The following is a 26,822-nucleotide window of genomic DNA, read 5'->3' as shown; positions in this document are numbered from 1 at the left end:
CCGGTGATCTCCCACCGGTGACCGAACGGAAGAACGGCGGAAGAACCTTGGGCGAGCTGATCTCACTCCCTGCACAGCGCCGCGGCACGCGTCGTGGCCGGCGCCTGCGGGCCGCCGCGCAGGGGGCGACTCCGGCCGGAGCCGGCCGCCCCGCCCCGTCCCCCCGCGCGGTGATCTTCTCCGCCCGGGTCGGCGCGGGACACGACGCGGTCGCCGCCGAGCTGGCCGCCCGCCTCGGCGAGGCCGGAGTAGAGGTCGAGCGCTGCGACTTCCTGGACACCCTGCCCGGCCCGGTGGGCCGCATGGTGCTCAACTCCTACCAGCGGATGCTGTCCAGCGCCCCGTGGTCGTGGACCGCGCTCTACCGCGCGATCGACAACGGCCCCGCGGTGCGGCTGCAGGCCCGCCTGGTCACCATGCTGGCCGGCCGCGCCATGCGCCGCCGGGTCGCGGGCACCTCCAAGGCGTCCGGGGGAACCAGGGCCGCGGGGTTCTCCGGGGCCGCTGCCGCCGCCGGCCAGGTGCGCCGCCCCACGGTCGCCGTCGCCACCTACCCGCTGGCCGCGCAGGCCCTCGGCCGGATGCGGGCGCAGGGCAGCCTGGACGTCCCGGCGGTCACCTACCTCACGGACTTCTCGGTCCACCGGGTCTGGGTCGCCGAGGGCGTGGACCGCAACCTCGCGGTGCACCAGGTGCCCGGCGCGCAGGCGCAGGAGGCCGGCGCGGCCGGGGTCACCGTGGTCGCCCCCGTCGTCGACCGCCGCTTCACCCCCGGCACCCCCGCGCTGCGGGCCGCCGCCCGCGTCCGCTGGGGCCTGCCCCAGGACGCCCGCCTGGCCCTGCTGGTCGGCGGCTCCTGGGGGGCCGGCGAGATCGAGCGCACGGTCGCCGACATCGAGGCCACCCGCACCGGCACCACCTGCGTGGTGGTCTGCGGCCGCAACGAGGAGCTGCGCGAGCGCCTCCTCGCCTCCGGCCTCCGGCACGTCCACGGCTGGGTGGAGGACATGCCCTCGCTGATGCACGCCGCCGACGTCCTGGTGCAGAACGCGGGCGGGATCTCGGTACTCGAAGCGGTGAATTCCGGGCTGCCGGTGATCACCTACCGTTCGATACCGGGCCACGGCCTCACCAACTCGGCCGCCCTGGACGAGGCGGGCGTGGCCCGCTGGGTGCGCAGCCCGGACGGCCTCGGCGAGGCCCTCGAAGAGGCGTTCCTCACCCACGAGTCATACCGTTCCCCTCACCAGACGGGGGTACGCTCCGTCGTCACGCTCCCCGGTGCGGACCCGGTCGCGGCCGTACTGGAGGCCGCCGGCGTCGGCGCCCGGGGACGCGTGCCGGTCGTCGCGGACGAGAGGAACACCAGCACCATGCCCGGCCCGAGCAGCACCACAGCCTCCTCCGTCGCGGGCACCTCCGCCCTGGCCGCCGTCGCGGAGCAGGCCCGGTGAGGGCGTTCGCCCGCGCCGCGGCCGCCGCGGCCGGCGGTCTGGCGGCGCTCAACGCCGTCCCCGCGCTCACCTCGATCCAGCCCCTCGAACCGCTGCGCACCCGGCTGCTGCCCCGGCTGGCCGGGGTCGGCGACTCCGACCACGTCGCCCTGACCTTCGACGACGGCCCGGACGCCTTCTCCACCCCGCGCTTCCTGGACGCCCTGGACAAGGCCGGCGTCAAGGCCACCTTCTTCCTCCTCGGCTTCATGCTGGAGAAGGACCCGGGCCTGGCGCGGGAGATCGTCGCCCGCGGCCACGAGGTCGGCGTCCACGGCTGGCTCCACCGGCCGATGCTCCTCCGCGGCCCGCTGACCACCAGGGACGACCTGACCAGGGCCCGCGACCTGATCGCCGGCACCACCGGCCGGCTGCCCAGGCACTACCGCCCGCCGTACGGGATCGCCACGGCGTCCGCCCTGTGCGCCGCCCGCGACCTCGGCATGCGCCCGGTGCTGTGGACCAGCTGGGGCCAGGACTGGCGCGCGGCCGCCACCCCGGACAGCGTCTTCGACACCGTCACCGGCAATCTGCGCGGCGGCGGCACGATCCTGCTGCACGACTGCGACTGCACCTCGGCCCCGGCCGCCTGGCGGTCCGCCCTGGGCGCCCTGCCCCGGCTGGTCGAACACTGCAGGGACCGCGGCTGGCGCCTCGGCCCGATCGCCGAGCACGGTCTGCGCCCCGCGTAGCAGGCCCCCGAGCGGCAAGAAGAGCGGTGCGGAGCTCCCTACGGAGCCCCGCACCGCTCTTTCTGCGTTCTGGGCCACCTTGAGCCACAGAACCTTTCGCACTTATGGTGGTCACACCACAGTTCCTATTGCGAAGGCGGGCTATCGATGAAGAATCTCTCGTCGGCGACGACCGTAGCCGCACACCCTGCTTGGCATCGCCTCACCGCGGCGGTGGAGGCGCTGCGTCCGGCCCAGTCCAAGGACGGATCCATCGACTTCGCCGCCGAGGGCGCTCCCGCGCGCTCCGCTGTGGACGCGCTGCTCCGTCAGATCACTGATGCCGTCACCGAGCTCGCCCCGCTCCTGCCGCACGACGAGGCGTACCTCCAGGCCTGCGTCGCCGACCTGGAGCGATGGGGGGCCGACGGCTACGGCGTGCCGGACTTCCTGGACTCCCTGCTGGCCTTCGACCCGGCCGGGCAGCGCGTCGACGGCCGGGAGCATCTGGTCGTCTTCCCGATGTACACCCAGAACGGGAACCCGGACCGGAACCTGGAGGCGGTGCTCTTCAGCGTGGTCTGGCCGGACTGGCTGGCCGGCCTGGAGGCCGAGCGGTTCGACAACCCGATGTTCGTGCCGATCACCTTCACCGGCTTCACCTCCGGATACGACACCAACTCGGCGGTGCTCTTCCCGGAGACGGTCGCGGTCCGCGAGGTGCCGGAACGTTTCTCCTGGGGTGCCATCTTCTGCGACCGCGAGGCCGCCCGCTTCCGCGCCGTCACCTCCTCGGCCGTGGACATCCTCGGCCTCGAACTCCCGGCGGACGCCCGCGACCTGGTCGAGGACCAGCAGACCGCCCAGCAGACCTTCGTCCTCTGGGACCTGATCCACGACCGCACCCACAGCCACGGCGACCTGCCCTTCGACCCCTTCATGATCAAGCAGCGCAGCCCCTTCTGGATGTACGGCCTGGAAGAGCTCCGCTGCGACCTCACCGCCTTCCGCGAGGCCGTTCAGCTGGAGGCCGAGGGACGCCGGGACGGCGACGCCGAGCTCGCCCGGCACGGCCGCAACGTCCAGTACGCGATCCTCTTCGACCGGCTCTTCCGCTTCCCGGTCACCGGCAACCGGGTCCGCAACTACGACGGCCTCGGCGGCCAGCTGCTCTTCGCCTACCTCCACAAGCACGACGCCCTGCGGTGGACCGACAACCGGCTCACCATCGACTGGCAGCGCGCGGTCGAGACCACCAAGCAGCTCTGGACGGAGATCGCCGACCTCTACCGGGACGGCATCGACCGGCCCAAGACCGCCCACTGGCTGGCCGCCTACCAGCTGGTCTCCACCTACCTCACCCCGCACCCGGCCTCCACCTGGGCGCAGGGCCCGCAGGCCCTCCCCTTCGAGGGCCAGCCGGACGCCCGCTCGCTCAACAAGGCGCTCTGCGACGCCGTGCTGCCCGACGAGTTCCCGCTCAGCATGTTCTACGAGGCCCTGTCCAAGAAGCTGCGCGACGTCATCGCCGGCACCAAGGGCATCACCGGATCCGCCCCCGAGGGAGTAGCCGCATGACCACCGCCACCCAGTCGACCGTCGACCTCACCGGGAAGGTCGTCGCCGTGGCCGGGGCCAGCGGCGCCTCCGGCCGCGCCGCCCTCCGCCGACTCGCCGCCGCCGGGGCCGTCGTCTCCGCCGCGGACAACGACGCCGAGCGGCTCGACGCCGTCCTGGAGGCCACCCGGGCCGCCGTCCCCGGCGCCCGAGTCTCCGGCCAGGCCGTCGACCTCCTCGACCCGCAGGCCGCCCGCGACTGGGCGGACCACATCGAGGCCGAGCACGGCCACGTGGACGGGCTGATCCACCTGGTGGGCGGCTGGCGCGGTGGCAAGTCCTTCGACGACACCCACCTCTCCGACTGGGACTTCCTCCAGGACCTGCTGGTCCGCACCGTCCAGCACACCTCGCTGGCCTTCCACGACCCGCTGCTGCGCAGCCCCGCAGGCCGCTACGCCATCGTCAGCGCCGCCGGTGCGGCCAAGCCCACCGCCGGGAACGCCGCGTACGCCGCCGCCAAGGCCGCAGCCGAGGCCTGGACCGGGGCGCTCGCCGACTCCTTCGCCAAGGCGGCGCGGGCGGCCGCCGGCCCCGAGAGCGGCGACCCGGAGCCCGAGCCGACCGCGGCGGCTGCGATCCTGGTGGTCAAGGCCCTGCTCACACCGGAGATGCGAGCGGCCAAGCCGAACGCGAAGTTCGCCGGTTTCACCCCGGTCGACGAACTGGCGGAAGCCTTCGCCGGCCTCTGGAACCGTCCCGCCGCCGAACTGAATGGACAGCACCTGTGGCTCACGCCGCGATGAACGACCCGTTCCACACCCCGACCGACGCGGTCCAGCGCCACGACCCGGAGGTCCGCGGTTTCGCCAGTGACAACTACGCCGGCGTCCACCCGGAGGTACTGGCCGCGATAGCGCTCGCCAACGGCGGCCACCAGGTGGCCTACGGCGGCGACGACTACACGGCGCACCTCCAGGACGTCTTCCGCCGCCACTTCGGCGAGCGCGCCCTGGCCTTCCCGGTCTTCAACGGCACCGGCGCCAACGTGGTCTCCCTCCAGGCGCTGCTGCCGCGCTGGGGCGCGGTGGTCTGCGCCGAGTCCGCCCACATCAACGTGGACGAGGGCGGAGCCCCGGAGAAGACGGCCGGCCTCAAGCTGCTCACCGTCCCCACCCCGGACGGCAAGCTCACCCCCGAGCTGATCGACCGCCAGGCCTGGGGCTGGGGCGACGAGCACCGCTCGCAGCCGCTCGCCGTCTCCCTCGCGCAGTCCACCGAACTCGGCACCTGCTACACCGCCGAGGAGATCCGCGCCATCTGCGACCACGCCCACGAGCGCGGAATGCTGGTGCACGTGGACGGCTCCCGCCTGGCCAACGCGGCGGCCACGCTGGGCGTCCCGATGCGCGAGTACACGACGGACGCCGGGGTGGACATCCTCTCCTTCGGCGGAACGAAGAACGGACTGCTGCTCGGCGAAGCAGTGGTGGTGCTCGACCCGGACGCGGTCTCCGCGCAGTCGCTCGGCTACCTGCGCAAGCTCTCCATGCAGCTGGCGTCGAAGATGCGCTTCATCTCCGTGCAGTTCGAGGCCCTCCTCGGCGGAGACCTCTGGCTGCGCAGCGCCACCCATGCCAACGCCATGGCCAAGCGCCTGGAGACGGCCGTCCGCGAGATCGACGGCGTCGAGATCGTCCGTCCCGTGCAGGCCAACGCGGTCTTCGCGGTGCTGCCCAAGGACGTGACCGAGCGCTTGCAGAAGCGTTTCCGCTTCTACTTCTGGGACGAGCGGACCGGCGAGGTGCGCTGGATGGCCGCCTTCGACACCACCGAGGCGGACATCGACGCCTTCGCCTCGGCCATCGCCGAGGAGATGTCCCGCCGCTAGCCGGCACCGGCACCCGCCTGTCAAGGCGATTTGCCTCCCGGGCCGGCGACCGCGTATTGTCGGGGACTCGCCCACCCCGGAGACCCGGTACGCCTGTGCGCGTACACGGCTCGGGAGGCGAATTCCAGAAACTCCGACTCGGATTTCACTCGCAAGTCGAAATCCGCTAGAGTTTCACGGGTCGGAACGAGGGCCGAAAGGCCCCCGGAAAGACCCGACAGACCCCGGGGAAGCCCGGCGGACGATCTGATAGGCTCGGATCAACCGGAAACGGGAAAAACGAACGAAGCGCCCGGAGGCGCCGGAGGGATACCGGCCCGAAGGAAGCGTCCGTTCCTTGAGAACTCAACAGCGTGCCAAAAGTCAACGCCAGACTATAAAACACCCCGTCTCTGCCGGTCTCGGCAGGGCGAGGTTCCTTTGAAGAATCACAGCGAGGATTCACATCCTCTGCGTGATGCTCTTTTTTAAAGCATTCACGGAGAGTTTGATCCTGGCTCAGGACGAACGCTGGCGGCGTGCTTAACACATGCAAGTCGAACGGTGAAGCCCTTCGGGGTGGATCAGTGGCGAACGGGTGAGTAACACGTGGGCAATCTGCCCTGGATTCTGGGATAACACCGGGAAACCGGTGCTAATACCGGATATGACCCTCCTCCGCATGGTGGGGGGTGGAAAGCTCCGGCGATCCAGGATGAGCCCGCGGCCTATCAGCTTGTTGGTGGGGTGATGGCCTACCAAGGCGACGACGGGTAGCCGGCCTGAGAGGGCGACCGGCCACACTGGGACTGAGACACGGCCCAGACTCCTACGGGAGGCAGCAGTGGGGAATATTGCACAATGGGCGCAAGCCTGATGCAGCGACGCCGCGTGGGGGATGACGGCCTTCGGGTTGTAAACCTCTTTCAGCAGGGAAGAAGCGCAAGTGACGGTACCTGCAGAAGAAGCACCGGCTAACTACGTGCCAGCAGCCGCGGTAATACGTAGGGTGCGAGCGTTGTCCGGAATTATTGGGCGTAAAGAGCTCGTAGGCGGCCTGTCGCGTCGGATGTGAAAGCCCGGGGCTTAACCCCGGGTCTGCATTCGATACGGGCAGGCTGGAGTGTGGTAGGGGAGATCGGAATTCCTGGTGTAGCGGTGAAATGCGCAGATATCAGGAGGAACACCGGTGGCGAAGGCGGATCTCTGGGCCATTACTGACGCTGAGGAGCGAAAGCGTGGGGAGCGAACAGGATTAGATACCCTGGTAGTCCACGCCGTAAACGTTGGGAACTAGGTGTTGGCGACATTCCACGTCGTCGGTGCCGCAGCTAACGCATTAAGTTCCCCGCCTGGGGAGTACGGCCGCAAGGCTAAAACTCAAAGGAATTGACGGGGGCCCGCACAAGCGGCGGAGCATGTGGCTTAATTCGACGCAACGCGAAGAACCTTACCAAGGCTTGACATACACCGGAAACGTCCAGAGATGGGCGCCCCCTTGTGGTCGGTGTACAGGTGGTGCATGGTTGTCGTCAGCTCGTGTCGTGAGATGTTGGGTTAAGTCCCGCAACGAGCGCAACCCTTGTCCTGTGTTGCCAGCGGGTTATGCCGGGGACTCACGGGAGACTGCCGGGGTCAACTCGGAGGAAGGTGGGGACGACGTCAAATCATCATGCCCCTTATGTCTTGGGCTGCACACGTGCTACAATGGCCGGCACAATGAGCTGCGATACCGCAAGGTGGAGCGAATCTCAAAAAACCGGCCTCAGTTCGGATTGGGGTCTGCAACTCGACCCCATGAAGTCGGAGTCGCTAGTAATCGCAGATCAGCATGCTGCGGTGAATACGTTCCCGGGCCTTGTACACACCGCCCGTCACGTCACGAAAGTCGGTAACACCCGAAGCCGGTGGCCCAACCCTTGTGGGGGGAGCCGTCGAAGGTGGGACCAGCGATTGGGACGAAGTCGTAACAAGGTAGCCGTACCGGAAGGTGCGGCTGGATCACCTCCTTTCTAAGGAGCATCTTGGCCGCTACGGCGGTCCAGAGCCACGACGCCGGCGAATGTCCGGCGGTGGTCAGCTCATGGGTGGAACGTTGACTATTCAGTGCCTCAGGGATGGGGACCTCGCTAGTACTGCTCTTCGGGGCGTGGAACGTGAAGGGTCTCTGGTCTGGGGTGTTGGGCGCGCTGTTGGGTCCTGAGGGCACGGCCGTTGGTCGTTCGTTCTCAGTGCCGACCCCATGCTTGGGCTAGGTGGGTGGTTGGTTGTTGCTTGAGAACTGCACAGTGGACGCGAGCATCTGTGGCCAAGTATTTAAGGGCGCACGGTGGATGCCTTGGCACCAGGAACCGATGAAGGACGTGGGAGGCCGCGATAGGCCCCGGGGAGCTGTCAACCGAGCTTTGATCCGGGGGTGTCCGAATGGGGAAACCCGGCGATCGTCATGGGTCGTCACCCGCTGCTGAACGCATAGGCAGTGTGGAGGGAACGCGGGGAAGTGAAACATCTCAGTACCCGCAGGAAGAGAAAACAACCGTGATTCCGGGAGTAGTGGCGAGCGAAACCGGATGAGGCTAAACCGTTTGTGTGTGAGACCCGGCAGGGGTTGCGCAGGCGGGGTTGTGGGAGCGAGCTTGATCGGTCTGCCGGCCGGTCGGTGAGTCAGAAATCGTTGGTGTAGGCGAAGGGCATGTGAAAGGCCCGGCGTAGAGGGTAAGACCCCCGTAGCTGAAACGTCAGCGACTTGCTTGCTTGTTTCCCAAGTAGCACCGGGCTCGAGGAATCTGGTGTGAATCTGGCGGGACCACCCGCTAAGCCTAAATATTCCCTGGTGACCGATAGCGGATAGTACCGTGAGGGAATGGTGAAAAGTACCGCGGGAGCGGAGTGAAATAGTACCTGAAACCGTGTGCCTACAAGCCGTGGGAGCGTCGCGTCGGACTTCGGTCCGGCGTCGTGACTGCGTGCCTTTTGAAGAATGAGCCTGCGAGTTTGCGGTGTGTTGCGAGGTTAACCCGGGTGGGGTAGCCGTAGCGAAAGCGAGTCCGAAGAGGGCGTTTTCAGTAGCACGCTCAAGACCCGAAGCGGAGTGATCTAGCCATGGGCAGGGTGAAGCGCGGGTAAGACCGTGTGGAGGCCCGAACCCACCAGGGTTGAAAACCTGGGGGATGACCTGTGGTTAGGGGTGAAAGGCCAATCAAACTCCGTGATAGCTGGTTCTCCCCGAAATGCATTTAGGTGCAGCGTCGTGTGTTTCTTGCCGGAGGTAGAGCACTGGATAGGCGATGGGCCTGACCGGGTTACTGACCTTAGCCAAACTCCGAATGCCGGTAAGTGAAGCGCGGCAGTGAGACTGTGGGGGATAAGCTCCATGGTCGAGAGGGAAACAGCCCAGAGCATCGACTAAGGCCCCTAAGCGTGTGCTAAGTGGGAAAGGATGTGGAGTCGCAGAGACAACCAGGAGGTTGGCTTAGAAGCAGCCACCCTTGAAAGAGTGCGTAATAGCTCACTGGTCAAGTGATTCCGCGCCGACAATGTAGCGGGGCTCAAGCGCACCGCCGAAGTCGTGTCGTTCAGACATTAGGGCCAACGCCTGTCTGGATGGGTAGGGGAGCGTCGTGTGCCGGGTGAAGCCTCCGCGGAAGCGAGGGGTGGACGGTTCACGAGTGAGAATGCAGGCATGAGTAGCGATTCAGGAGTGGGAAACTCCTGCGCCGATTGACCAAGGGTTCCTGGGTCAAGCTGATCTGCCCAGGGTAAGTCGGGACCTAAGGCGAGGCCGACAGGCGTAGTCGATGGACAACCGGTTGATATTCCGGTACCCGTGGCAGTGCGCCAGCGCTGAACCAGGTGATGCTAAGCCCGTGAAGCCGCCCGGAGGTCTTCGGACCAAAGGGAGTGGTGGAGCCGGCGGACCAAGTCTGTAGTAGGTGAGCGATGGGGTGACGCAGGAAGGTAGTCCAGCCCGGGCGGTGGTTGTCCCGGGGTAAGGGTGTAGGACGTCAGGTAGGCAAATCCGCCTGGCAATAGTCTGAGACCTGATGCCGAGCCGTTGTGGTGAAGTGGATGATCCTATGCTGTCGAGAAAAGCCTCTAGCGAGTGCTGTTGCGGCCCGTACCCTAAACCGACTCAGGTGGTCTGGTAGAGAATACCGAGGCGTTCGGGTGAACTGTGGTTAAGGAACTCGGCAAAATGCCCCCGTAACTTCGGGAGAAGGGGGGCCATTGCTGGTGAGGGGACGTGCTCCCTGAGCTGGTGGTGGCCGCAGAGACCAGCGGGAAGCGACTGTTTACTAAAAACACAGGTCCGTGCGAAGCCGTAAGGCGAGGTATACGGACTGACGCCTGCCCGGTGCTGGAACGTTAAGGGGACCGGTTAGCCTGGATTCGTCTGGGCGAGGCTGAGAACTTAAGCGCCAGTAAACGGCGGTGGTAACTATAACCATCCTAAGGTAGCGAAATTCCTTGTCGGGTAAGTTCCGACCTGCACGAATGGCGTAACGACTTCCTGACTGTCTCGACCACAGGCCCGGTGAAATTGCACTACGAGTAAAGATGCTCGTTTCGCGCAGCAGGACGGAAAGACCCCGGGACCTTTACTATAGCTTGATATTGGTGTTCGGTTCGGCTTGTGTAGGATAGCTGGGAGACGGTGAAGTCGCCACGCCAGTGGTGGTGGAGTCAATCTTGAAATACCAGTCTGGTCGTGCTGGATGTCTAACCTGGGTCCGTGATCCGGATCAGGGACAGTGTCTGGTGGGTAGTTTAACTGGGGCGGTTGCCTCCTAAAGGGTAACGGAGGCGCCCAAAGGTTCCCTCAGCCTGGTTGGCAATCAGGTGGTGAGTGTAAGTGCACAAGGGAGCTTGACTGTGAGACTGACGGGTCGAGCAGGTACGAAAGTAGGGACTAGTGATCCGGCGGTGGCTTGTGGAAGCGCCGTCGCTCAACGGATAAAAGGTACCCCGGGGATAACAGGCTGATCTTCCCCAAGAGTCCATATCGACGGGATGGTTTGGCACCTCGATGTCGGCTCGTCGCATCCTGGGGCTGGAGTAGGTCCCAAGGGTTGGGCTGTTCGCCCATTAAAGCGGTACGCGAGCTGGGTTTAGAACGTCGTGAGACAGTTCGGTCCCTATCCGCTGTGCGCGTTGGAGTCTTGAGAAGGGCTGTCCCTAGTACGAGAGGACCGGGACGGACGAACCTCTGGTGTGCCAGTTGTTCTGCCAAGGGCATGGCTGGTTGGCTACGTTCGGGAGGGATAACCGCTGAAGGCATCTAAGCGGGAAGCCTGCTTCGAGATGAGGACTCCCACCCACGTGTTGGGGTAAGGCTCCCAGTAGACGACTGGGTTGATAGGCCGGGTCTGGAAGCCCTGTGAGGGGTGGAGGTGACCGGTACTAATAGGCCGAGGGCTTGTCCATAGTTGCTCCGCGTCCACTGTGTTGTTCTGAAGAAACAGCCTGCCACAGGCAGATTTCTTCATAGTGTTTCGGTGGTCATGGCGGTCAGGGTACGCCCGGTTACATTCCGAACCCGGAAGCTAAGCTGGCCAGCGCCGATGGTACTGCACTCGGGAGGGTGTGGGAGAGTAGGACGCCGCCGAACAAATATTCAAGAGGGGCTTCCTCTGACGAATGAAGATTCGTCAGAGGAAGCCCCTCTTTTTTGTCGTCTGCCGCTGGGCTTCACGGGCGCCCGCTTCGGGACGATGCTTCCGGTATGGCGTCGAGAGCGTGTTTCGCCGTGCCGACGGCGGAGGTCACTGCGGTGGGTCTGGCGGTGACCGGGGCAGGCTGGGTGACCGAGCAGGTGGAGGAGCGGACCGCACGGCGGTCCGAGTACGCCGGGGTGCTGGTGACCGACGTGAACGGCGGGCCCGGGCACCTGATGCTGGGCGGGGCCGGATCGCGGCGGGTGCGTGCGCCGGGCGCGTTCCTGTGGCTTCCTGCGGAGATGGTGCACAGCTACGGGCCGGGCAAGGGCTCGTGGACCGAGCACTGGGTGGTCTTCCACGGGCCGGCGGTGGCCCACTACGAGGGCCTGGGGCTGCTGGACGGGGGGCCCAACGCCATACCGCTCCCGGAGCCGTCGACGGTCCTGGGGCTGATGGCGGAGCTGGTGGAGATCGTCGGCGGGGGCGGCGACGGGTTGCTGCGAGATCTGGGGGCGGCCGCCCAGCTGCATCGGGTGATATGCGCGGTGGGGGCGGTGGACGAGGAGGCGCGGGGTGGGCAGAGCGCGGTGGCGGCGCTGGCGCGGAACGCCTACCGGCAGGTGGGGATAGGCGAGTTGGCGGAGGAACTGCAGGTGTCGCGGGACACCTTCGTGCAGCAGGTGCGGCGGGTGACCGGGTCGGCGCCGACGGACTACCTCGTCCGGTTGCGGCTGGCACGGGCCAAGGAGCTGCTGGCCGGAACGGAGCACAGCGTCTCCGAGATCGCCTCGGCCGTCGGCTACCGCGACGCGGCGTACTTCTCGCGGCTGTTCAGCCGGCGGGTCGGGGTGCCGCCGACGGTGTTCCGGGCGCAACAGTGGTCGCCCGGAGCGGGCGGGGAGGGCGGTGGGGAGGCCGGGGAGAGCTGAGCGGCCGGGTGGGAGGCAGGCCACGGTGTCCGAGTCTTGACGCGCTGTCAGTGGCGGGTGGCAGGCTGGGGCCATGAACGATGATCGCGCAGAGTTGGCCGGGGTCTGGCGGCGGCTCGGTGGTGATGCAGCGTTGGTCGAGCGGGTGACCGTGGGCGGTCCGGTGCCGCTGGATTCCCCGCCGCTGCCCCTGGGATTCGTCGCGGGGGTCGCCGCCGCGGCCGCCGCGCTGGCCGGGGCGGAGTACCTGTTCCCGTTCGGGGTGCCGGAGTTGGTGCTCGATCCGGCGGCTGTGGCGACCGCCTTCGGGAGCGAGCGACATCTGCGGCTGGAGGGCGAGCGGGTGGTCGGCTTCGCCCCGTTGTCGAAGTTCTGGCCGGCGGCGGACGGCTGGGTGCGGACCCATGCGAACTATCCTCACCACCAGCAGCGGCTGCTGAAGGCGCTCGGCACGGATGCCGAGGGGCTGGGATCCGCCATCGCGGGCCGCCCGGCGGCCGAGGTGGAGGAGATGGTCTGCGACGGCGGCGGGCTGGCCTTCGCCGTCCGCACCGAGGCGGAGTGGGCGGCGCATCCGCAGGGCAGGGCCGTCGCCGCGGAGCCGCTGGTGAGCCTGGAGGCGGTCCCCGGGGCGGCTCCCGAGCGCCCGGTCGAGGCGGGGCGCTCGTTCCGGGTGCTGGACCTCACCCGGACGATCGCCGGGCCGGTGGCCGGCCGGACGCTGTCCTTCCTGGGGGCCGACGTGCTGCGGGTGGACTCGCCGCAGCTGGCCGAGATTCCCGAGCAGCATCTGGACACGGGCTGGGGGAAGCGGAGCACGCTGCTCGACCTCGCCGCCCGCTCGGACCGGGAGGTCTTCGAGGAGCTGCTGATCGGGGCGGACGTCGTCCTCATCGGCTACCGCCCGGGGGCGCTGGACCGGTTCGGCCTCTCGCCGGAGGAACTGGCGGCCCGTCATCCCGGCGTGGTGGTCGGCACGTTGGCCGCCTGGGGGCGTACGGGGCCGTGGGCGGGCCGGCGCGGGTTCGACAGCCTGGTGCAGGCGGCCACCGGGATCGCGCTGCTCACCGGCGCCGGTGAGGAGGGCCGCCCGGGCGCCCTGCCGGTGCAGGCGCTGGACCATGCCAGCGGGTATCTGCTGGCGGCGGCGGTGCTCCGGGGGCTCGTCCGGCGCCGGGCGGAAGGCGGGAGTCAGCACGCCTCGGTCACGCTGGCCGGGACCGCGAACTGGTTGCTGGGCGCCGAGCGTTCCGCCGCACCGGCGGGGCCGCTGGACCCGGCGCCCTATCTCGCCGAGGCCGACACCGCGGCCGGGCGGCTGCGCTACGCCCTCCCGCCGTTCCGCCTCCCCGGCGGACCGCTGACCTGGGCGGAGCCGGTGCATCCATGGGGGAGCGACCGGCCGTCCTGGCGCTGAGCCGCGCCCGGCGGGGCGGGCGGCCCACGGGCTCCGGCGCCGCCGGGGGATCTAGGGTGGGTGCCGGAGGTCGAGAGTGATGGGTCAGCTGCCGGAGGCGCTGGGCGTGGAGCTGGACAGGGAGCTGGGCGTGGAGCTGGGCGAGCGGGCGACGCTGGTGCAGTTCTCGAGCGCGTTCTGCCAGCCGTGCCGGGCGACACGCGGAGTCCTCGCCGAGGTGGCGCGGACGGTGCCCGGCGTGGCGCATGTCGAGGTGGACGCCGAGTCGCGGCTGGAGCTGGTGCGGCGGCTCGGCGTCGAACGGACGCCGACCACGTTCGTGCTGGATGCGGGGGGTGCGGTGGTCCGCAGGGCCACCGGGGTGCCGCGGCGGGACGAGGTGCTGGCGGCGGTTGCCGAGGCGCTCTGAGCGTTCAGCTCGGGGCGGTGCTGCGTCAATGCGTTGAAGGTCACGGTTTTCTCGGCCCGTCGAGGGGCAAGTCAGCGATGTAAGCCCGTAAGCTACTCGCGAGTACACTTCCGTCAGAGCCGAACGGGCGGGGGAATACGCTCAGCCCGACGCGGGTGTCGACGGAGTGCGGGTCTCCTCGCAGGCCGACAGCCGCCGGACGTGAATCCAGTACAGGAGACAGGCCGTGAGCTTGAGGATCGTTGTCACTGTGAAGTACGTGCCCGACGCGACCGGGGATCGTCGGTTCGCGGAGGACGCGACGACCGATCGGGAGTCCGTGGACGGGCTTTTGTCGGAGCTCGACGAGTACGCGGTCGAGCAGGCCCTGCGGATCGCGGAGGCCTCCGGGGACGCGGAGGTGACCGTGCTGACGGTGGGTCCGGACGACGCGAAGGACGCGCTGCGCAAGGCGTTGTCGATGGGCGCGGACAAGGCCGTGCACGTGAACGACGACGACATCCACGGCACGGACGCGATCGGCACCTCCGCGATCCTGGCGAAGGCCCTGGAGAAGACCGGTTTCGATCTGATCGTCTCCGGCATGGCCTCCACCGACGGCACGATGGGCATCGTCCCCGCGCTGCTGGCCGAGCGCCTGGGCCTGCCCCAGGCCACCCTGCTGTCGGAGGTCTCGGTCGCCGACGGGAAGGTCACCGGGCGCCGGGACGGCGACTCCGCCACCGAGCTGATCGAGGCCGCGCTGCCGGCCGTCGTGAGCGTGACCGACCAGTCGGGTGAGGCCCGCTACCCCTCGTTCAAGGGGATCATGGCGGCCAAGAAGAAGCCGGTCACCTCCCTGGACCTGGACGACCTGGGTATCGAGGCGGACGAGGTCGGCCTGGAGGGCGCCTGGAGCAAGGTGGAGGCCGTCGCGGCGCGCCCCGCCCGCACCCAGGGCGAGATCGTCACCGACGAGGGCGAGGGCGGCAAGCAGCTGGCCGCGTTCCTGGCCACCAACAAGTTCATCTGAGCCGGGCCCGGATCGAAACCAATAGGAGTTCTGACCATGAGTGAGATTCTGGTCCTGGTCGACCACGCCGAGGGCGCGGTCCGCAAGCCCACGCTGGAGCTGCTCACCCTCGCCCGCCGTCTGGGCGAGCCCTCCGCCGTCCTGCTGGGCGGCGGCGACGCGACCGCCGACCTGGCCGCGAAGCTGGGCGAGTTCGGGGCGGCGAAGGTGTACGCGGCGGACGCGGCGGAGTTCGCCGACTACCTGGTCGTGCCCAAGGTCGACGCCCTGCAGCAGATCGCGCAGAGCGCCCAGCCGGCCGCGATCCTCCTCACCTCCTCCGGTGAGGGCAAGGAGGTCGCCGCCCGCCTCGCGCTGCGCCTGGGCTCCGGCATCATCACGGACGCCGTCGACGTCGAGGCCGGCGAGAGCGGCCCGGTGGCCACCCAGTCCGCCTTCGCGGCCTCCTTCACCGTGAAGTCGACCATCTCCCACGGCACCCCCGTCATCACGGTCAAGCCGAACGCCACCTCCCCCGAGGCCGCCCCCGCCGCCGGTGCGGTGGAGAACGTCACCGTCACCTTCTCCGAGCAGGCGACCGGCACCAAGGTCACCGAGCGCACCCCGCGCGTCTCCACCGGCCGCCCGGAGCTGACCGAGGCCGCCATCGTGGTCTCCGGCGGCCGCGGAGTCGGTGCCGCCGACGGGTTCAAGGTCGTCGAGGAGCTCGCCGACGCCCTCGGCGCCGCCGTCGGCGCCTCCCGCGCGGCCGTGGACGCCGGCTGGTACCCCCACTCCAACCAGGTCGGGCAGACCGGCAAGACCGTCTCCCCCCAGCTGTACGTCGCCAACGGCATCTCCGGCGCCATCCAGCACCGGGCCGGCATGCAGACCTCCAAGACGATCGTCGCCGTCAACAAGGACGCCGAAGCCCCCATCTTCGAGCTCGTCGACTACGGCGTCGTCGGGGACCTCTTCGACGTCCTGCCCCAACTCACCGAAGAGGTCAAGACCCGCAAGGGCTGACGCCGGCTCAGCGGACGCCCCTCGACGGGCGGTTCGAGCGGCGCGGGGCCGCGGTCCTCCGGGATCGCGGCCCCGTCGGCGTCTCCCCGAGCTGCGGTTCTTTGCCGATTCGGGGGTTGATCGGGCGGGTGGGGTGGCCGATAGAGTCTGTCCTCAGATTGGCTAAACCACTGGACCACTCGGACCCATTCGGCCGGCCGCACTGAAGGAGATGGAGTCATGCTGCTCACCGCGCTCGACGGACGCTGGGGCGACGCCCCGGACGCCCTGGTGATCGATGGGACCCCGCTCTCGCGTGCGCGGCTGCTGGGCGCGGCGACCGCACTCGCCGACCAGATCGGCGGCGCCAGGGCGCTGGCCGTGCTGGCCCGGCCGACCGCGCAGACCGTGGTCGCCGTGGTGGCGGGACTGCTCGCGGGCGTGCCGGTGGTCCCGGTGCCGCCGGACGCCGGGCCGACCGAGCGCGAGCACATCCTCCGGGACTCCGGCGCGCCGCTGCTCGCGGTCTCGCCGGGGGACGAGGAGGCCGAGGCGTACGGGGCGAAGGTGCTGCCGGTGGACCTGGCGGCGGCCTCCGGGACCGCGTACCAGGACCCGGAGCCGGGGCGGCTGGCCTTCCTCCTCTACACCTCCGGCACCACCGGGGCGCCCAAGGGCGTGATGATCACCCACCGCGCCGTGGCGGCGGGGCTGGACGGGCTCGCCGAAGCCTGGGCCTGGACGCATGAGGACGTCCTCGTCCACGGGCTGCCGCTGTTCCATGTGCACGGCCTGATCCTGGGCGTGCTGGGGGCGCTGCGGCACGGAAGCAGGCTGGTGCACACCGGAAAGCCCAGGCCCGAGCTGTACGCCGAGGCGGCGCGGAGCGGCGGCACCCTCTTCTTCGGGGTGCCCACGGTCTGGGGCCGGCTGGTCAACGACCCCGAGTCGGCGCGGGCGCTGCGCAGCGCGCGGCTGATCGTCTCCGGCAGCGCGCCGCTGCCGGTCACCGTCTTCGACAAGCTCGCCGAGCTGACCGGGCAGCGCCCGATCGAGCGGTACGGCATGACCGAGACGCTGATCACGATCACCACCCGGGTGGACGGGGAGCGCCGCCCGGGCAGCGTCGGGATGCCGATCAGCGGGGTGCGCTCGCGCCTGGTCGGAGAGGACGGGCAGCCGGTTCCCCACGACGGCGAGACCGTGGGCGAACTGCAGATCAACGGGCCGACGGTGTGCGAGGGCTACCTCGGCCGGCCGGAGGCGGACGCCGAGTCGTGGACGGACGACGGCTGGTTCCGCACCGGGGATGTGGCGGTGATCGGGCCGGACGGGTTCCACCGGATCGTCGGGCGGGCCTCGGTCGACCTGATCAAGAGCGGCGGCTTCCGGATCGGCGCGGGCGAGGTGGAGGCCGCGCTGCGGGACCACGCGGCGGTGGCGGACGCGGCGGTGATCGGGGCGCCGGACGAGGATCTCGGCCAGGCGATCGTGGCCTTCGTGATCCCCGCCTCGGGCGCGGCGCCGACCGAGCGGGAGCTGATCGACTTCGTCGCCGCGCGGCTGTCGGTGCACAAGCGGCCGCGAAGGATCGTGCTGGTGGAGGACTTTCCGCGGAACGCGATGGGCAAGGTCCTGAAGAAGCGCCTGACGGCGTGAGAGGTGGGCGCTGATCGCGGCGCCGCGGCCGGCGGGGTCGTGCGGTTCCCCGCGCCCCCGAGGCGGCCCTGTGGGGCCGCCGTCGGGGGCGGACGCGGCGGGGAGCGGTCGCGCGCGGCTCGGCGGGTCTAGCGGGGCGGCCGTTCGGCTGAGCCTCGGGGGATGAGGTGGACGGGGAGGTGAGTGGTGGTGAAGTCGCCCGCGGAGCCGGCGAGGCGGTGGAAGAGGAGGCGGGCGGCGGTGCGGCCCATTCCGGCCGGGTCCTGGGCCACCACGCTGAGGCCCGCGAGGTCGGCGAGCTCGAAGTCGTCGAAGCCGATCAGCGCCGGCCGGGACGGCAGGGAGTCGACGGCGCGCAGGACCGAGACCGAGACCCGGTTGTTGCCGCAGAAGACCGCCGTGACGCCGTCCTCCCCGGTCATCGCCCGGAGGTCCGCGGCCACCCGCTCGGGGTCGGTCGGGCCCATCGCGACCCATCCGGGGGCGACCTCGATGCCCGCGTCGGCCATCGCCTCCCGGTAGCCGCGCAGGCGCTCGGCGGCGGTGTGGATGTGCGGGAGGTCGCCGATGTACCCGATCCGCCGGTGGCCGTGGCGCAGCAGGTGCTCGACGCCCTGCCGGGAGCCGTCCGCGTTCGCGCTGAGCACGTTGTCGGCGTCGATCCGCTGCCCGGGGCGGTCGGCGAAGACCACGGCCACCCCGGCCTGGGTCTCCGGCAGCAGGTAGCGGTGGTCGGTGCCAGCCGGGATGACGATCAGGCCGTCCACCCGCCGGGCGCAGAACGCCAGGGCGAGCTCCTGCTCGCGGTCGGCGGCCTCGGCGCTGGAGCCGATGAAGAGCAGCGAGGCGTTGTCCCGGGCGACGTCCTCCACGGCCCGGCTGAAGGCCGAGTAGAACGGGTCGCCGATGTCCTCCAGGATCAGGCCGATCGACGCGGTGCGGCCCTTGCGGAGGATGCGGGCGCTGTCGTTGCGGCGGAAGCCCAGCTCGGTGATGGCGGCCTGGACCCGCTCGGTGGTCTCGGCGGTCACTCCTGGCTCGCCGTTCACCACCCGCGAGACCGTCTTCAGGCCGACCCCCGCCCGAGCTGCGACGTCCTTCATGGTGGGTCGGCTCCCGTAGCGCGCGGAGCCCGGTTCTGTGGACGCGGACGTACGCGCGGACGTACCCGGCACTGGCGACTCCCATTCCGCGGACGGCGAAGATTCCCTGATTAGAGACCAGGCCCGGAGCATACGGGCTGGACAACGTTGTCAGTCAAGCGCACCATTGTCGGACGCACAAGGCAGAGAGCGGGAGCAGCGGAATGCACCGGACGACCCCCCTGGTCGCGGCCGTCGACATCGGCGGCACCAAGATCGCGGGAGCCCTCGTGGCGCCCGACGGCACGTTGACGGCCAGGACCCAGCGCCCCACACCGGCCAGGGAGGACGGCGCCACGGTGCTGGCCGCCGTGCTGGAGGTGGTGGACGCCCTGCGCGCCGAGCCCGAGTGGTCGCGCGTCGCCGCACTCGGCATCGGCAGCGCGGGCCCGGTGGACGCCTCGCGCGGCACCGTGAGTCCGGTCAACATCCCCGGCTGGCGGGACTTCCCGCTGGTGCCCGGGGTGGACAAGCACCTGGGCGAGCAGGGCGGCGCCGCCGTGCCGCCGATCGTCCTGGTGGGGGACGGGCCGGCGATCGCCGCCGCCGAGCACTGGCAGGGGGCCGCGCGGGGATCCGCCAACTCCCTCTGCATGGTGGTCTCCACGGGAGTGGGCGGCGGGCTCGTGCTCGGCGGCGCACTCTACTCGGGCCCCACCGGCAACGCCGGGCACATCGGCCACATCAGCGTCGACCTGGACGGGGCCGAGTGCCCCTGCGGATCGCGCGGCTGCGTGGAGGTGCTGGCCAGCGGGCCGGCGATCGCCCGGCGGGCGCTCGCCGAGGGCTGGGTCCCGCCGGGCCGGGACGCCACGGCGGCCGCGGTGGCCGAGGCCGCGAAGGGCGGGGACCCGATCGCCCGCGCCTCCTTCGAGCGGGCCGGGCAGGCCCTGGCGGCCGGCATCGCCGCGACGGCGACGCTGGTGGAGATCGACCGGGTGGTGATCGGCGGCGGGGTGGCGCGGGCCGGGGAGGTCCTCTTCGAGCCGCTGCGCCGCCGGCTCGCCGACTACGCCGTCCTGCCGTTCGTCCACGGGATCGAGGTGCGCCCGGCCGAGTTGGGCACCGACGCCGGGATCGTCGGCGCGGCCGCCGCGGCTGCCCACGCGGTGGGAGCCGACGGCTGGGGGTAGAACTCATCCGGCGGGGGCGCCGCTGTGCGGGCCATGGCCCGGCCTGCTTTCCGGCCGGCCGGTCGCCTGTCACCCCCGCCGGTCGAGGCTGCCGGCTGCGAAGGGGAGCGGTGTGATCGTCTGGGTCAACGGCGCGTTCGGGGTGGGGAAGACCAGCGCGGTGCGGGAGCTCCGGGAGCTGCTGCCGGGCAGCTCGGTCTTCGACCCGGAATGGGTCGGCGCGGGGCTGCGGGCGCTGCTCCCGCCGGAGGTGATGGCGGGCGTCGGGGACTTCCAGGAGCTGGTCTCCTGGCGCCGGCTGGTGCCGGAGACGGCGGCGGCCCTGCTGGCCGAGCTGGACGGGCCGCTGCTGGTGCCGATGACCGTGCTCCGCCAGGACTACCGGGACGAGATCTTCGGCGCGCTGGCCGCCCGCCGGATCGTCGTCCACCATGTGCTGCTGCACGCGGACGAAACGATCCTGCGGAAGCGGATCGAGGGCGACGAGGCCGATCGCGGCGCCCGGGAGTGGCGGCTCGACCACCTGGACGGCTACCAGGCGGCGCTGGGCTCCTGGCTGCGGGCGGACGCGCGGCTGGTGGAGACCGACGAGTTGACGCCGCGTCAGACAGCCGAGCGGGTGGCGGAGATCGTCGCGGCGGGGACCGCACGGTGCGGGATCGTGCAGGACCCCGTCCCCCGGGAGGACACCGTGGCGGCGGCGGTGCTGCTGTTCGACGAGGCGGGGCGGGTGCTGCTGGTCGACCCCGTCTACAAGGCCGGGTGGGAGTTCCCGGGCGGGGTCGTCGAGTCCGGCGAGCCGCCGGTGGCGGCGGCGGTGCGGGAGGCGAGGGAGGAGCTGGGGGTCGAGCTGGCGGCTGCCCGGCTGCGGCTGCTCTTCGTGGACTGGGAGCCGCATGGCGGGCCGCGTACCGGCGGACTGCGGCTGGTCTTCGACGGGGGAGTGCTGGACCCGGGGCTGCGGCAGCGGCTGCGGTTGCCCGAAGGGGAGTTGCGGGGCTGGCGGTTCGTGGCGGTGGAGGAGGCGGCCGAGCTGCTCGCGCCGGGCAAGATGCGGCGGCTGCGCGGGGCGCTGGCCGCTCGGGCGGCGGGGGCCGCGGGGTACGCGGAGGGCGGGCTGCCGGTGGGTTGAGGGGACGGGCCGGCCGTTGCGGTTCGGGGGGACGGAGCTGCCGCCGCCGGGCCGGTGGTGCGGGCGCCTCCGATGCGCGGCTCGGGGCGGATGCGAGGATGGTGCGCATGCCGTTCACTGTGAGTCACGCCGCGGCGGTGCTGCCCCTGGTCAAGCGGGGGCCGCTGGTGGGAGCGGCGCTGGTCGCCGGGTCGATGGCGCCGGACGTGCCGTTCTTCCTGGAGAGCCTGCTGCCCGGCAGCTACCGCTTCGGCGGGCTCGCCCACCGGCCGTGGGCCGTGCCGACGGTGGACGTGGCGATCGCGGCCGGACTCGTCGGGGTCTGGCACGGGCTGGTCCGGGAGCCGCTGGTCTCCCTGCTGCCGCCGGAGCAGGCGGACCGCGCCGAGGCGCTGACCGGCCTCGGCAAGCCCTCCCTCCGGCCCGCCGACGCGGTCTGGTTCGCGGCCTCCGCAGCCGCCGGCGCGGCCACCCACCTCGGCTGGGACTCCTTCACCCACCACGGCCGGGCCGGCGTCCGCCTGCTGCCCGCGCTGGAGCGCCGGGTGGCCGGGGTGGCGGTGCACGACATCCTGCAGTACGGCACCTCGCTGGTCGGCCTGGGCCTCCTCGCGGCTTACAGCAGGCGGGAGTTGGCGCAGGCGGTGCCGGCCGCGCGGCGGCGCGAGCCGTCCCGCCGGGAGCGCCGCGCGGCGCTGGCCGGGATCGGCGCGGCGACCGCCGCCGGCGCCGTCCACCGGGTGGCGCGCGAGACGCGTGGGGCCCGGCGGGCGGATGCGACGGGCGCGGCACGCGGACGGCGCCGAATGCCGCTCGGGTCGCTGGTGGCGTCCGTATGCTTCGGTGCTGGCGCGGGCACCACCGTCGGGGCGGCCGGGTACGCGGCGGTCGTGCGACGGGCGAGGGCCGCCGCCGGTCGGAGCTGAGCGCGCTGGTCCACGGAAGGGGGCAGAGGTGCCGTTCACACTGTCCCATCCGGCTGCCGTACTGCCGGTGCTCGGGAACCGCCGGCTGTCCGCGACCGGGCTGATCGCCGGATCGATGGCGCCGGACGTCCCGTTCTTCACCGGAGCGCTGGTGCCCTGGAGCTACGTCCTGGGGGACTTCAGCCACCGCCTTGCCGGCGTCCTCACCCTCGACCTGGCCATGGCCGCCGGGCTGGCCGCGCTCTGGCGGTTCGTCAGGATGCCGCTGCTGGCGCTCTTCCCGCCGGAGCCCGGTGGGCGTCTGGCCCTCCTCACCCGCCCCCGGCGGCCGCTGCGCCCCGGGGCGGTGGAGGCGGCCAGGTTCGCGGGGAGCGCGATGGTCGGCGCGGGCACCCATGTGCTGTGGGACGACTTCACCCACCCGGACCGGCTCGGCTCCCGGCTGCTGCCGGTGCTCGACCGGCCGCTGGACGGCGTACGGATCGCCTGGTGGCTGCAGTACGGGACGTCGGCGCTGGCCCTGCTGCTGATGGCCTGGCTGCTGCTGCGCGGGCTGCGGGGGATCGATGCGGCGGCGGCGCGGTCGGCGGCGCCGGCCCGGCCGGTGCGGCAGGGGCCGCGCGTGCTGGCGGTGGTGCTGCTGGTCGTGGCGGTGGGCATGGGACTCGCCGCGGGGTGGCATCGCTACCGCACGGTGGGCGGGGTCGGGTACACCCCGCTGGACCCCGTCTCGGTGCTCTCCTTCTACGCCGGGGCGGCCGTCGTCTGCTGGTCCATCGGCTACGCGGCCGCGGCCCGGATGACGGCGCTCCATCAGGCCGGGGACGAGCGGGTTAGGATGCCCGACCGTGAGCGAGAACCAGAGCGACCTGCCGCCTGAGACCCCGTCCGACCCGGAGGCCGACTCGGAGGCCGGCCCCGCGGCCGGCCCCGAGGGCGGACCGGAGGCCGCGGCCTCGGCCGAGTCCGGGCCCGCGGTCGAGCCCGCCGAACTCCCGGGCGACGACCCGCTGTCCGAGGTCTGGGACGTGGTGGTGGTCGGGGCCGGACCGGCCGGTGCGTCCGCGGCGTACGCGGCGGCCAGGACCGGGCGCCGGGTCCTGCTGCTCGACAAGGCCGAGCCGCCCCGCTACAAGACCTGCGGCGGCGGGATCATCGGCCCCTCGCGGGACGCTCTGCCCGAGGGGTTCTCGGTCCCCTTCAAGGACCGGGTGTCCGCGGTGACCTTCGCCCTGAACGGGCGTCAGGAGTACACCCGGCGCTCGCGCACCATGCTCTTCGGCCTGGTCAGCCGCGACGAGTTCGACCAGCGGCTGGTGGAGGCGGCGGTCAAGGAGGGCGCGGTGCTGGTGACCGGAGTCACCGTCAGCTCCGTGGCCCAGCACGGCGATCAGGTGCCGGACCGGCGGATGGTCGCGCTGCTGCTGCAGGACGGCCGGCGGGTGCTGGCCCGGGCGGTGGTCGGCGCGGACGGCAGCGCGAGCCGGATCGGCGGGCATGTCGGGGTCGCCTTCGACCAGGTGGACCTCGGCCTGGAGGCGGAGATCCCGGTTCCGCCGGAGGTCGCCGAGGCCTGGCGGGGGCGGATCCACCTGGACTGGGGGCCGATCCCGGGCTCGTATGGATGGGTCTTCCCGAAGGGGGACAGCCTCACCGTCGGCGTCATCGCGGCGCGCGGGAAGGGCGCCGAGACGCGGACGTACCTGCGGGACTACATCGCCCGGCTGGGCCTGGCCGGCTTCCGGCCGACGATCGAGTCCGGACATCTGACCCGGTGCCGCTCGGAGGACTCCCCGCTGTCGCGGGGGCGGGTGCTGGTCGCCGGGGACGCGGCGGGCCTGCTGGAGCCGTGGACGCGGGAGGGCATCTCGTACGCGCTGCGCTCGGGGACGCTTGCCGGGGAGTGGGCGGTGCGGGTCGCCGAGGCGACGGACGCGGTGGACGTCCGGCGGCAGGCGCTGAACTACGCGTTCGCGGTGAAGGCCGGTCTCGGGGTGGAGATGCGGACCGGGCGGATGCTGCTGACCGCCTTCGAGCGGCGGCCGTGGCTCTTCCATCTGGCGATCACCCGCTTCCGGCCGGCGTGGAAGGCGTTCGCGCGGGTCACCCAGGGCCAGACCTCCTTCGCCGCGCTGACGCGGGATTACGGGGTGGCGCGCCACATGGTGGAGTTCCTGGGGAAGTAGGCGACGGGCGCGTCGCGCGGCGACTCGGGGGCGCGCGGAACCGCGCGCCCGGCCCTCGGCGGGGCGCTGCGCTCGGGGCTACTCCCCGGGGAGTACCGGCGATCACCGCGCGGAGGTGACGCTGCGGGCGGGGCCGGCGTCGTACCTTGCTGGCATGGTTGTTGCTGTTCGGGGCGAGCGCGCGCGGTTGCCGTTGCCGTCCACCCTGGTGCTGCTGGTGGTGCAGCTCGCGGGGTCGCGGTTCGCCGAGCACGCGCAGCCCGGTCGGCATCCGCTCAACGCGGTGGGGATCCTGCTGCTGGTCGCCGGGCCGCTGCTGCTCCTCGGGCGGGCGCGGCATCCGGTGGCGGCGCTGGTCGGCACCTCCGCGGTCTGCGTGGTGTACCTGCTGCTGGGGTTTCCGTACGGGCCGGTCTTCCTGTCGGTGGCGGTCGGGTTCGTGCATGCGGTGCTGGCCGGGCATCGGCGTGCCGCCTGGGGCTGCGGGGGCGCGCTCTACGCCGCGCACCTGGCGGCCGCGCTGGCCGGCCCGGCGCGGGTGGTCTGGCAGCAGGAGCTGGGGCTGGCCGCCTGGATCGGGGTGATCGGGGTCGCCGCCGAGGTGATCAGGGTGCGGCGGGAGCAGATCGCCCAGCACCGGCGGGTGCGCGCGGACGAGCAGCGCCTGGAGATCGCCCGCGAGCTCCACGATGTGCTGGCGCACTCGATCTCGCTGATCAACGTGCAGGCCGGGGTGGCGCTTGAGCTGATCGACGCCCATCCGGAGCAGGCCCGCACCGCGCTGGTCACCATCAAGCAGACCAGCAAGGAGGCGCTGGGCGAGGTGCGCCAGGTGCTCGGCACCCTGCGCGGCGCCGACGGTGCGTCAGCCGCCGCTCCCCGCACGCCCGCTCCGGGCCTCGGGCGGCTGGACGAGCTCCTGCGGCAGGCGCGGATGGCCGGCCTGGACGTCCGGCTGCGCCGGGAGGGGACGGAGCGGCCGCTGCCCCAGGGGGTGGAGCTGGCGGCCTTCCGGATCGTCCAGGAGGCGCTGACCAACGTCATCCGGCATTCGGCGGCGCGCCGGGCCGACCTCGTGGTGGCCTATGCGCCGGACGCTCTCGAACTCACCGTCGAGGACGAGGGCCCGTCCTCCTCGGGCGGCGGCGAGCAGGCCGGGGGATCGGGCAACGGGCTGGCCGGGATGCGCGAGCGGGCCGCCGCGCTCGGCGGCGCGATCGAGGCCGGGCCGACCGGAACGGGTGGTTTCCGGGTGGGTGCGACGCTTCCGGCGCCGAGTGTCAGTGGCCGGTGAGAGGGTGAGGTGGCGGGGATGGCGGACGCGGTGACGCGGGTGGTGCTGGCGGACGACCAGGTGCTGGTCCGGGCGGGTTTCCGGGCGCTGCTGGACGCCCAGGCGGATGTGGAGGTGGTGGGCGAGGCCGACGACGGGGTGGAGGCGCTGGCACAGGTGCGCCGGCTGCGTCCGGACGTGGTGCTGATGGACATCCGGATGCCCGAGCTGGACGGCCTGGAGGCGACCCGGCGGATCTCCGAGGACCCGGAGCTGTCCGAGGTCCGGGTGGTCGTGCTGACCACCTTCGAGCTGGACGAGTACGTCTTCGAGGCGCTGCGCGCCGGGGCAGCGGGCTTCCTGGTGAAGGACACCGAGCCGGCCGAGCTGGTCCGGGCGGTCCACGCGGTGCGGGCGGGGGACGGGCTGCTGTCGCCCGGGGTGACCCGGCGGCTGATCTCCGAGTTCGCCGCGCGCTCGAAGGAGCCCGAGCGCTCGCCCGAGCTGGCCCGGCTGACCGACCGGGAGCGGGAGGTGCTGGCCCTGGTCGGGATGGGGCTGACCAATGACGAGATCGCCCGGCGGCTGGTGGTCAGCCCGCTGACGGCGAAGACCCATGTGTCCCGGACGATGGTGAAGCTGGGGGCCAGGGACCGGGCCCAACTGGTCGTGCTGGCCTATGAGTCGGGGCTGGTCAGGCCCGGTTGGCTGGGTTGAGGCGGCCGGGCCGGCCGACCTGACCCGGCCGGCCGTCGGCGTCGGGGCGGTCGGGGCCGCCGTCGCTGCCGGCGCGGTCGGGGCCGCCGTCGCCGTCGGCCTCGCCGAAGAGGCGGTCCCGGTGGTCGCGCCAGCGGTCCATCAGGGTCGGCAACTCCGCCAGGAGGAAGTCGAAGAACGCGCGGGACTCGGTCAGCCGGCGGCCCGCCCTGGAGTCCGGGCCCACCAGGTCGATCCCCTCGTCCAGGCTCTGCATCCAGCGGCGGAGGCCGCTCTCCCGGCGGTAGGCCGACTCGTACCAGACGTCCTCGCGCTCGATCCGGTAGTGGTCGCGGCGGGATCCGGGGTCCCGCTCGCGGGCGGCCAGCCCGATGGTGGTCAGGTAGCGCACGCCGCCGGAGACCGCCGCCGGGCTGACCTGGAGGAGGTCGGCGAGCTCGCCGGCGGTGAGTCTGCCGTCCTCGCTGAGCAGCAGCGCGGCGAAGATCCGGGCGGGCATCCGCGGCAGGCCGGACTCGGCCATCACCAGGGCGAAGCTCTCCAGGTACGCGCGGAGCCGCTGCTCGCCGTCAGAGGCGCCGGAGGCGGCTGAGGCCGTCGGTGCGGGGTCGGTCATTCGTTCTCCTGCCACGAGCGGAGACTAACCCGAGATCCA

20 protein-coding genes and 3 rRNA genes are annotated in these 26,822 nt (G+C 71.2%); 21 read left to right on the top strand and 2 right to left on the bottom strand.

Features of this window, described 5'->3' with window-relative positions; genetic code table 11:
- Nucleotides 1-170 precede the first annotated feature (170 nt).
- From BS73_RS40305 to BS73_RS09570, 14 genes are all read left to right on the top strand, one after another.
- Nucleotides 171-1,454, top strand: a complete 1,284-nt coding sequence (locus tag BS73_RS40305; protein ID WP_051939752.1) for a glycosyltransferase — start codon at nt 171-173, stop codon at nt 1,452-1,454.
- A complete protein-coding gene (locus BS73_RS09630; protein ID WP_037571093.1) occupies nt 1,451-2,185 on the top strand; it encodes a polysaccharide deacetylase family protein in 735 nt (244 codons plus the stop codon). Before BS73_RS40305 ends, BS73_RS09630 begins: the two co-directional genes overlap by 4 nt.
- A 147-nt stretch (nt 2,186-2,332) precedes the next feature.
- A complete protein-coding gene (locus tag BS73_RS09625; protein WP_037571091.1) occupies nt 2,333-3,742 on the top strand; it encodes a DUF6421 family protein in 1,410 nt (469 codons plus the stop codon).
- A complete protein-coding gene (locus tag BS73_RS09620; RefSeq protein ID WP_037571088.1) occupies nt 3,739-4,527 on the top strand; it encodes an SDR family NAD(P)-dependent oxidoreductase in 789 nt (262 codons plus the stop codon). Before BS73_RS09625 ends, BS73_RS09620 begins: the two co-directional genes overlap by 4 nt.
- Nucleotides 4,524-5,612, top strand: a complete 1,089-nt coding sequence (locus BS73_RS09615; RefSeq protein WP_037578903.1) for a threonine aldolase family protein — start codon at nt 4,524-4,526, stop codon at nt 5,610-5,612. Before BS73_RS09620 ends, BS73_RS09615 begins: the two co-directional genes overlap by 4 nt.
- Nucleotides 5,613-6,087: 475 nt before the next feature.
- A 16S ribosomal RNA gene (locus BS73_RS09610) occupies nt 6,088-7,603 on the top strand.
- Between the two features lie 294 nt (nt 7,604-7,897).
- A 23S ribosomal RNA gene (locus BS73_RS09605) occupies nt 7,898-11,015 on the top strand.
- Nucleotides 11,016-11,082: 67 nt separating this feature from the next.
- Nucleotides 11,083-11,199: ribosomal RNA gene (rrf, locus tag BS73_RS09600) — 5S ribosomal RNA — on the top strand.
- Together the 16S, 23S and 5S rRNA genes form the textbook arrangement of a ribosomal RNA operon.
- A gap of 114 nt (nt 11,200-11,313) precedes the next feature.
- On the top strand, nt 11,314-12,177 hold the full coding sequence (locus BS73_RS09595; protein WP_063836952.1) for a helix-turn-helix domain-containing protein: 864 nt from the start codon (nt 11,314-11,316) through the stop codon (nt 12,175-12,177).
- Nucleotides 12,178-12,250: 73 nt separating this feature from the next.
- Entirely contained in the window at nt 12,251-13,594 is a 1,344-nt protein-coding gene (locus BS73_RS09590) for a CoA transferase (protein ID WP_037571087.1), read from the top strand.
- Between the two features lie 79 nt (nt 13,595-13,673).
- The gene (locus tag BS73_RS09585) at nt 13,674-14,003 is read left to right on the top strand and encodes a TlpA family protein disulfide reductase (RefSeq protein WP_037571086.1); all 330 of its coding nucleotides are present in this window, start codon (nt 13,674-13,676) and stop codon (nt 14,001-14,003) included.
- A 226-nt stretch (nt 14,004-14,229) separates the two neighbouring features.
- Nucleotides 14,230-15,015 carry an electron transfer flavoprotein subunit beta/FixA family protein gene (locus tag BS73_RS09580; protein ID WP_084703936.1) on the top strand — a complete coding sequence of 262 codons (786 nt, stop codon included), beginning with the start codon at nt 14,230-14,232 and terminating at the stop codon, nt 15,013-15,015.
- A gap of 36 nt (nt 15,016-15,051) precedes the next feature.
- Complete coding sequence (locus BS73_RS09575; protein ID WP_037571081.1) at nt 15,052-16,020, top strand: electron transfer flavoprotein subunit alpha/FixB family protein; 969 nt, start codon at nt 15,052-15,054, stop codon at nt 16,018-16,020.
- A 219-nt stretch (nt 16,021-16,239) separates the two neighbouring features.
- A complete protein-coding gene (locus BS73_RS09570; RefSeq protein ID WP_037571079.1) occupies nt 16,240-17,658 on the top strand; it encodes an acyl-CoA synthetase in 1,419 nt (472 codons plus the stop codon).
- A 128-nt stretch (nt 17,659-17,786) separates the two neighbouring features.
- Here BS73_RS09570 and BS73_RS09565 read toward each other — a convergent pair whose 3' ends face one another.
- Nucleotides 17,787-18,761: a LacI family DNA-binding transcriptional regulator gene (locus tag BS73_RS09565; protein WP_037571077.1), complete on the bottom strand. Its 975-nt coding sequence runs from the start codon at nt 18,759-18,761 to the stop codon at nt 17,787-17,789.
- Nucleotides 18,762-18,964: 203 nt separating this feature from the next.
- On the opposite strand from BS73_RS09565, the gene BS73_RS09560 reads away from it, so the two are divergent.
- From BS73_RS09560 to BS73_RS09530, 7 genes are all read left to right on the top strand, one after another.
- Nucleotides 18,965-19,933 carry an ROK family protein gene (locus BS73_RS09560; protein WP_037571076.1) on the top strand — a complete coding sequence of 323 codons (969 nt, stop codon included), beginning with the start codon at nt 18,965-18,967 and terminating at the stop codon, nt 19,931-19,933.
- Nucleotides 19,934-20,045: 112 nt separating this feature from the next.
- Entirely contained in the window at nt 20,046-21,065 is a 1,020-nt protein-coding gene (locus BS73_RS09555) for an NUDIX hydrolase (protein ID WP_037571075.1), read from the top strand.
- A 107-nt stretch (nt 21,066-21,172) separates the two neighbouring features.
- Complete coding sequence (locus tag BS73_RS09550; protein WP_037571073.1) at nt 21,173-21,991, top strand: DUF4184 family protein; 819 nt, start codon at nt 21,173-21,175, stop codon at nt 21,989-21,991.
- Nucleotides 21,992-22,019: 28 nt separating this feature from the next.
- Nucleotides 22,020-22,871 carry a DUF4184 family protein gene (locus BS73_RS34550; protein ID WP_051939750.1) on the top strand — a complete coding sequence of 284 codons (852 nt, stop codon included), beginning with the start codon at nt 22,020-22,022 and terminating at the stop codon, nt 22,869-22,871.
- A gap of 130 nt (nt 22,872-23,001) precedes the next feature.
- A complete protein-coding gene (locus BS73_RS09540) occupies nt 23,002-24,177 on the top strand; it encodes a geranylgeranyl reductase family protein (RefSeq protein WP_037578892.1) in 1,176 nt (391 codons plus the stop codon).
- Nucleotides 24,178-24,331: 154 nt separating this feature from the next.
- The gene (locus tag BS73_RS09535; protein ID WP_084703933.1) at nt 24,332-25,471 is read left to right on the top strand and encodes a sensor histidine kinase; all 1,140 of its coding nucleotides are present in this window, start codon (nt 24,332-24,334) and stop codon (nt 25,469-25,471) included.
- 30 nt (nt 25,472-25,501) lie between these two features.
- Nucleotides 25,502-26,167 (top strand): response regulator transcription factor, encoded by a 666-nt coding sequence (locus BS73_RS09530; protein WP_037578887.1) that lies wholly within the window; start codon nt 25,502-25,504, stop codon nt 26,165-26,167.
- On the opposite strand, the gene BS73_RS09525 is transcribed toward BS73_RS09530, so the two are convergent.
- A complete protein-coding gene (locus tag BS73_RS09525; protein WP_063836949.1) occupies nt 26,145-26,783 on the bottom strand; it encodes a GbsR/MarR family transcriptional regulator in 639 nt (212 codons plus the stop codon). The genes BS73_RS09530 and BS73_RS09525 overlap by 23 nt on opposite strands.
- Between the last annotated feature and the right edge of the window lie 39 nt (nt 26,784-26,822).

This window comes from Phaeacidiphilus oryzae TH49, assembly GCF_000744815.1.
Classification (GTDB): domain Bacteria; phylum Actinomycetota; class Actinomycetes; order Streptomycetales; family Streptomycetaceae; genus Phaeacidiphilus; species Phaeacidiphilus oryzae.
The sequence above is the reverse complement of the archived record's forward strand: the minus strand, read 5'-3'. Positions and strand labels throughout refer to the sequence as shown.

Coding starts and splice junctions, on each gene's coding strand:
- BS73_RS09535 (WP_084703933.1), top strand. CDS start 24,332: ATGGTTGTTGCTGTTCGGGGCGAGCGCGCGCGGTTGCCGTTGCCGTCC.
- BS73_RS09560 (WP_037571076.1), top strand. CDS start 18,965: ATGCACCGGACGACCCCCCTGGTCGCGGCCGTCGACATCGGCGGCACC.
- BS73_RS09585 (WP_037571086.1), top strand. CDS start 13,674: ATGGGTCAGCTGCCGGAGGCGCTGGGCGTGGAGCTGGACAGGGAGCTG.
- BS73_RS09615 (WP_037578903.1), top strand. CDS start 4,524: ATGAACGACCCGTTCCACACCCCGACCGACGCGGTCCAGCGCCACGAC.
- BS73_RS09570 (WP_037571079.1), top strand. CDS start 16,240: ATGCTGCTCACCGCGCTCGACGGACGCTGGGGCGACGCCCCGGACGCC.
- BS73_RS09625 (WP_037571091.1), top strand. CDS start 2,333: ATGAAGAATCTCTCGTCGGCGACGACCGTAGCCGCACACCCTGCTTGG.
- BS73_RS09590 (WP_037571087.1), top strand. CDS start 12,251: ATGAACGATGATCGCGCAGAGTTGGCCGGGGTCTGGCGGCGGCTCGGT.
- BS73_RS09525 (WP_063836949.1), bottom strand. CDS start 26,783: ATGACCGACCCCGCACCGACGGCCTCAGCCGCCTCCGGCGCCTCTGAC.
- BS73_RS09565 (WP_037571077.1), bottom strand. CDS start 18,761: ATGAAGGACGTCGCAGCTCGGGCGGGGGTCGGCCTGAAGACGGTCTCG.
- BS73_RS09620 (WP_037571088.1), top strand. CDS start 3,739: ATGACCACCGCCACCCAGTCGACCGTCGACCTCACCGGGAAGGTCGTC.
- BS73_RS09575 (WP_037571081.1), top strand. CDS start 15,052: ATGAGTGAGATTCTGGTCCTGGTCGACCACGCCGAGGGCGCGGTCCGC.
- BS73_RS09550 (WP_037571073.1), top strand. CDS start 21,173: ATGCCGTTCACTGTGAGTCACGCCGCGGCGGTGCTGCCCCTGGTCAAG.
- BS73_RS09595 (WP_063836952.1), top strand. CDS start 11,314: ATGGCGTCGAGAGCGTGTTTCGCCGTGCCGACGGCGGAGGTCACTGCG.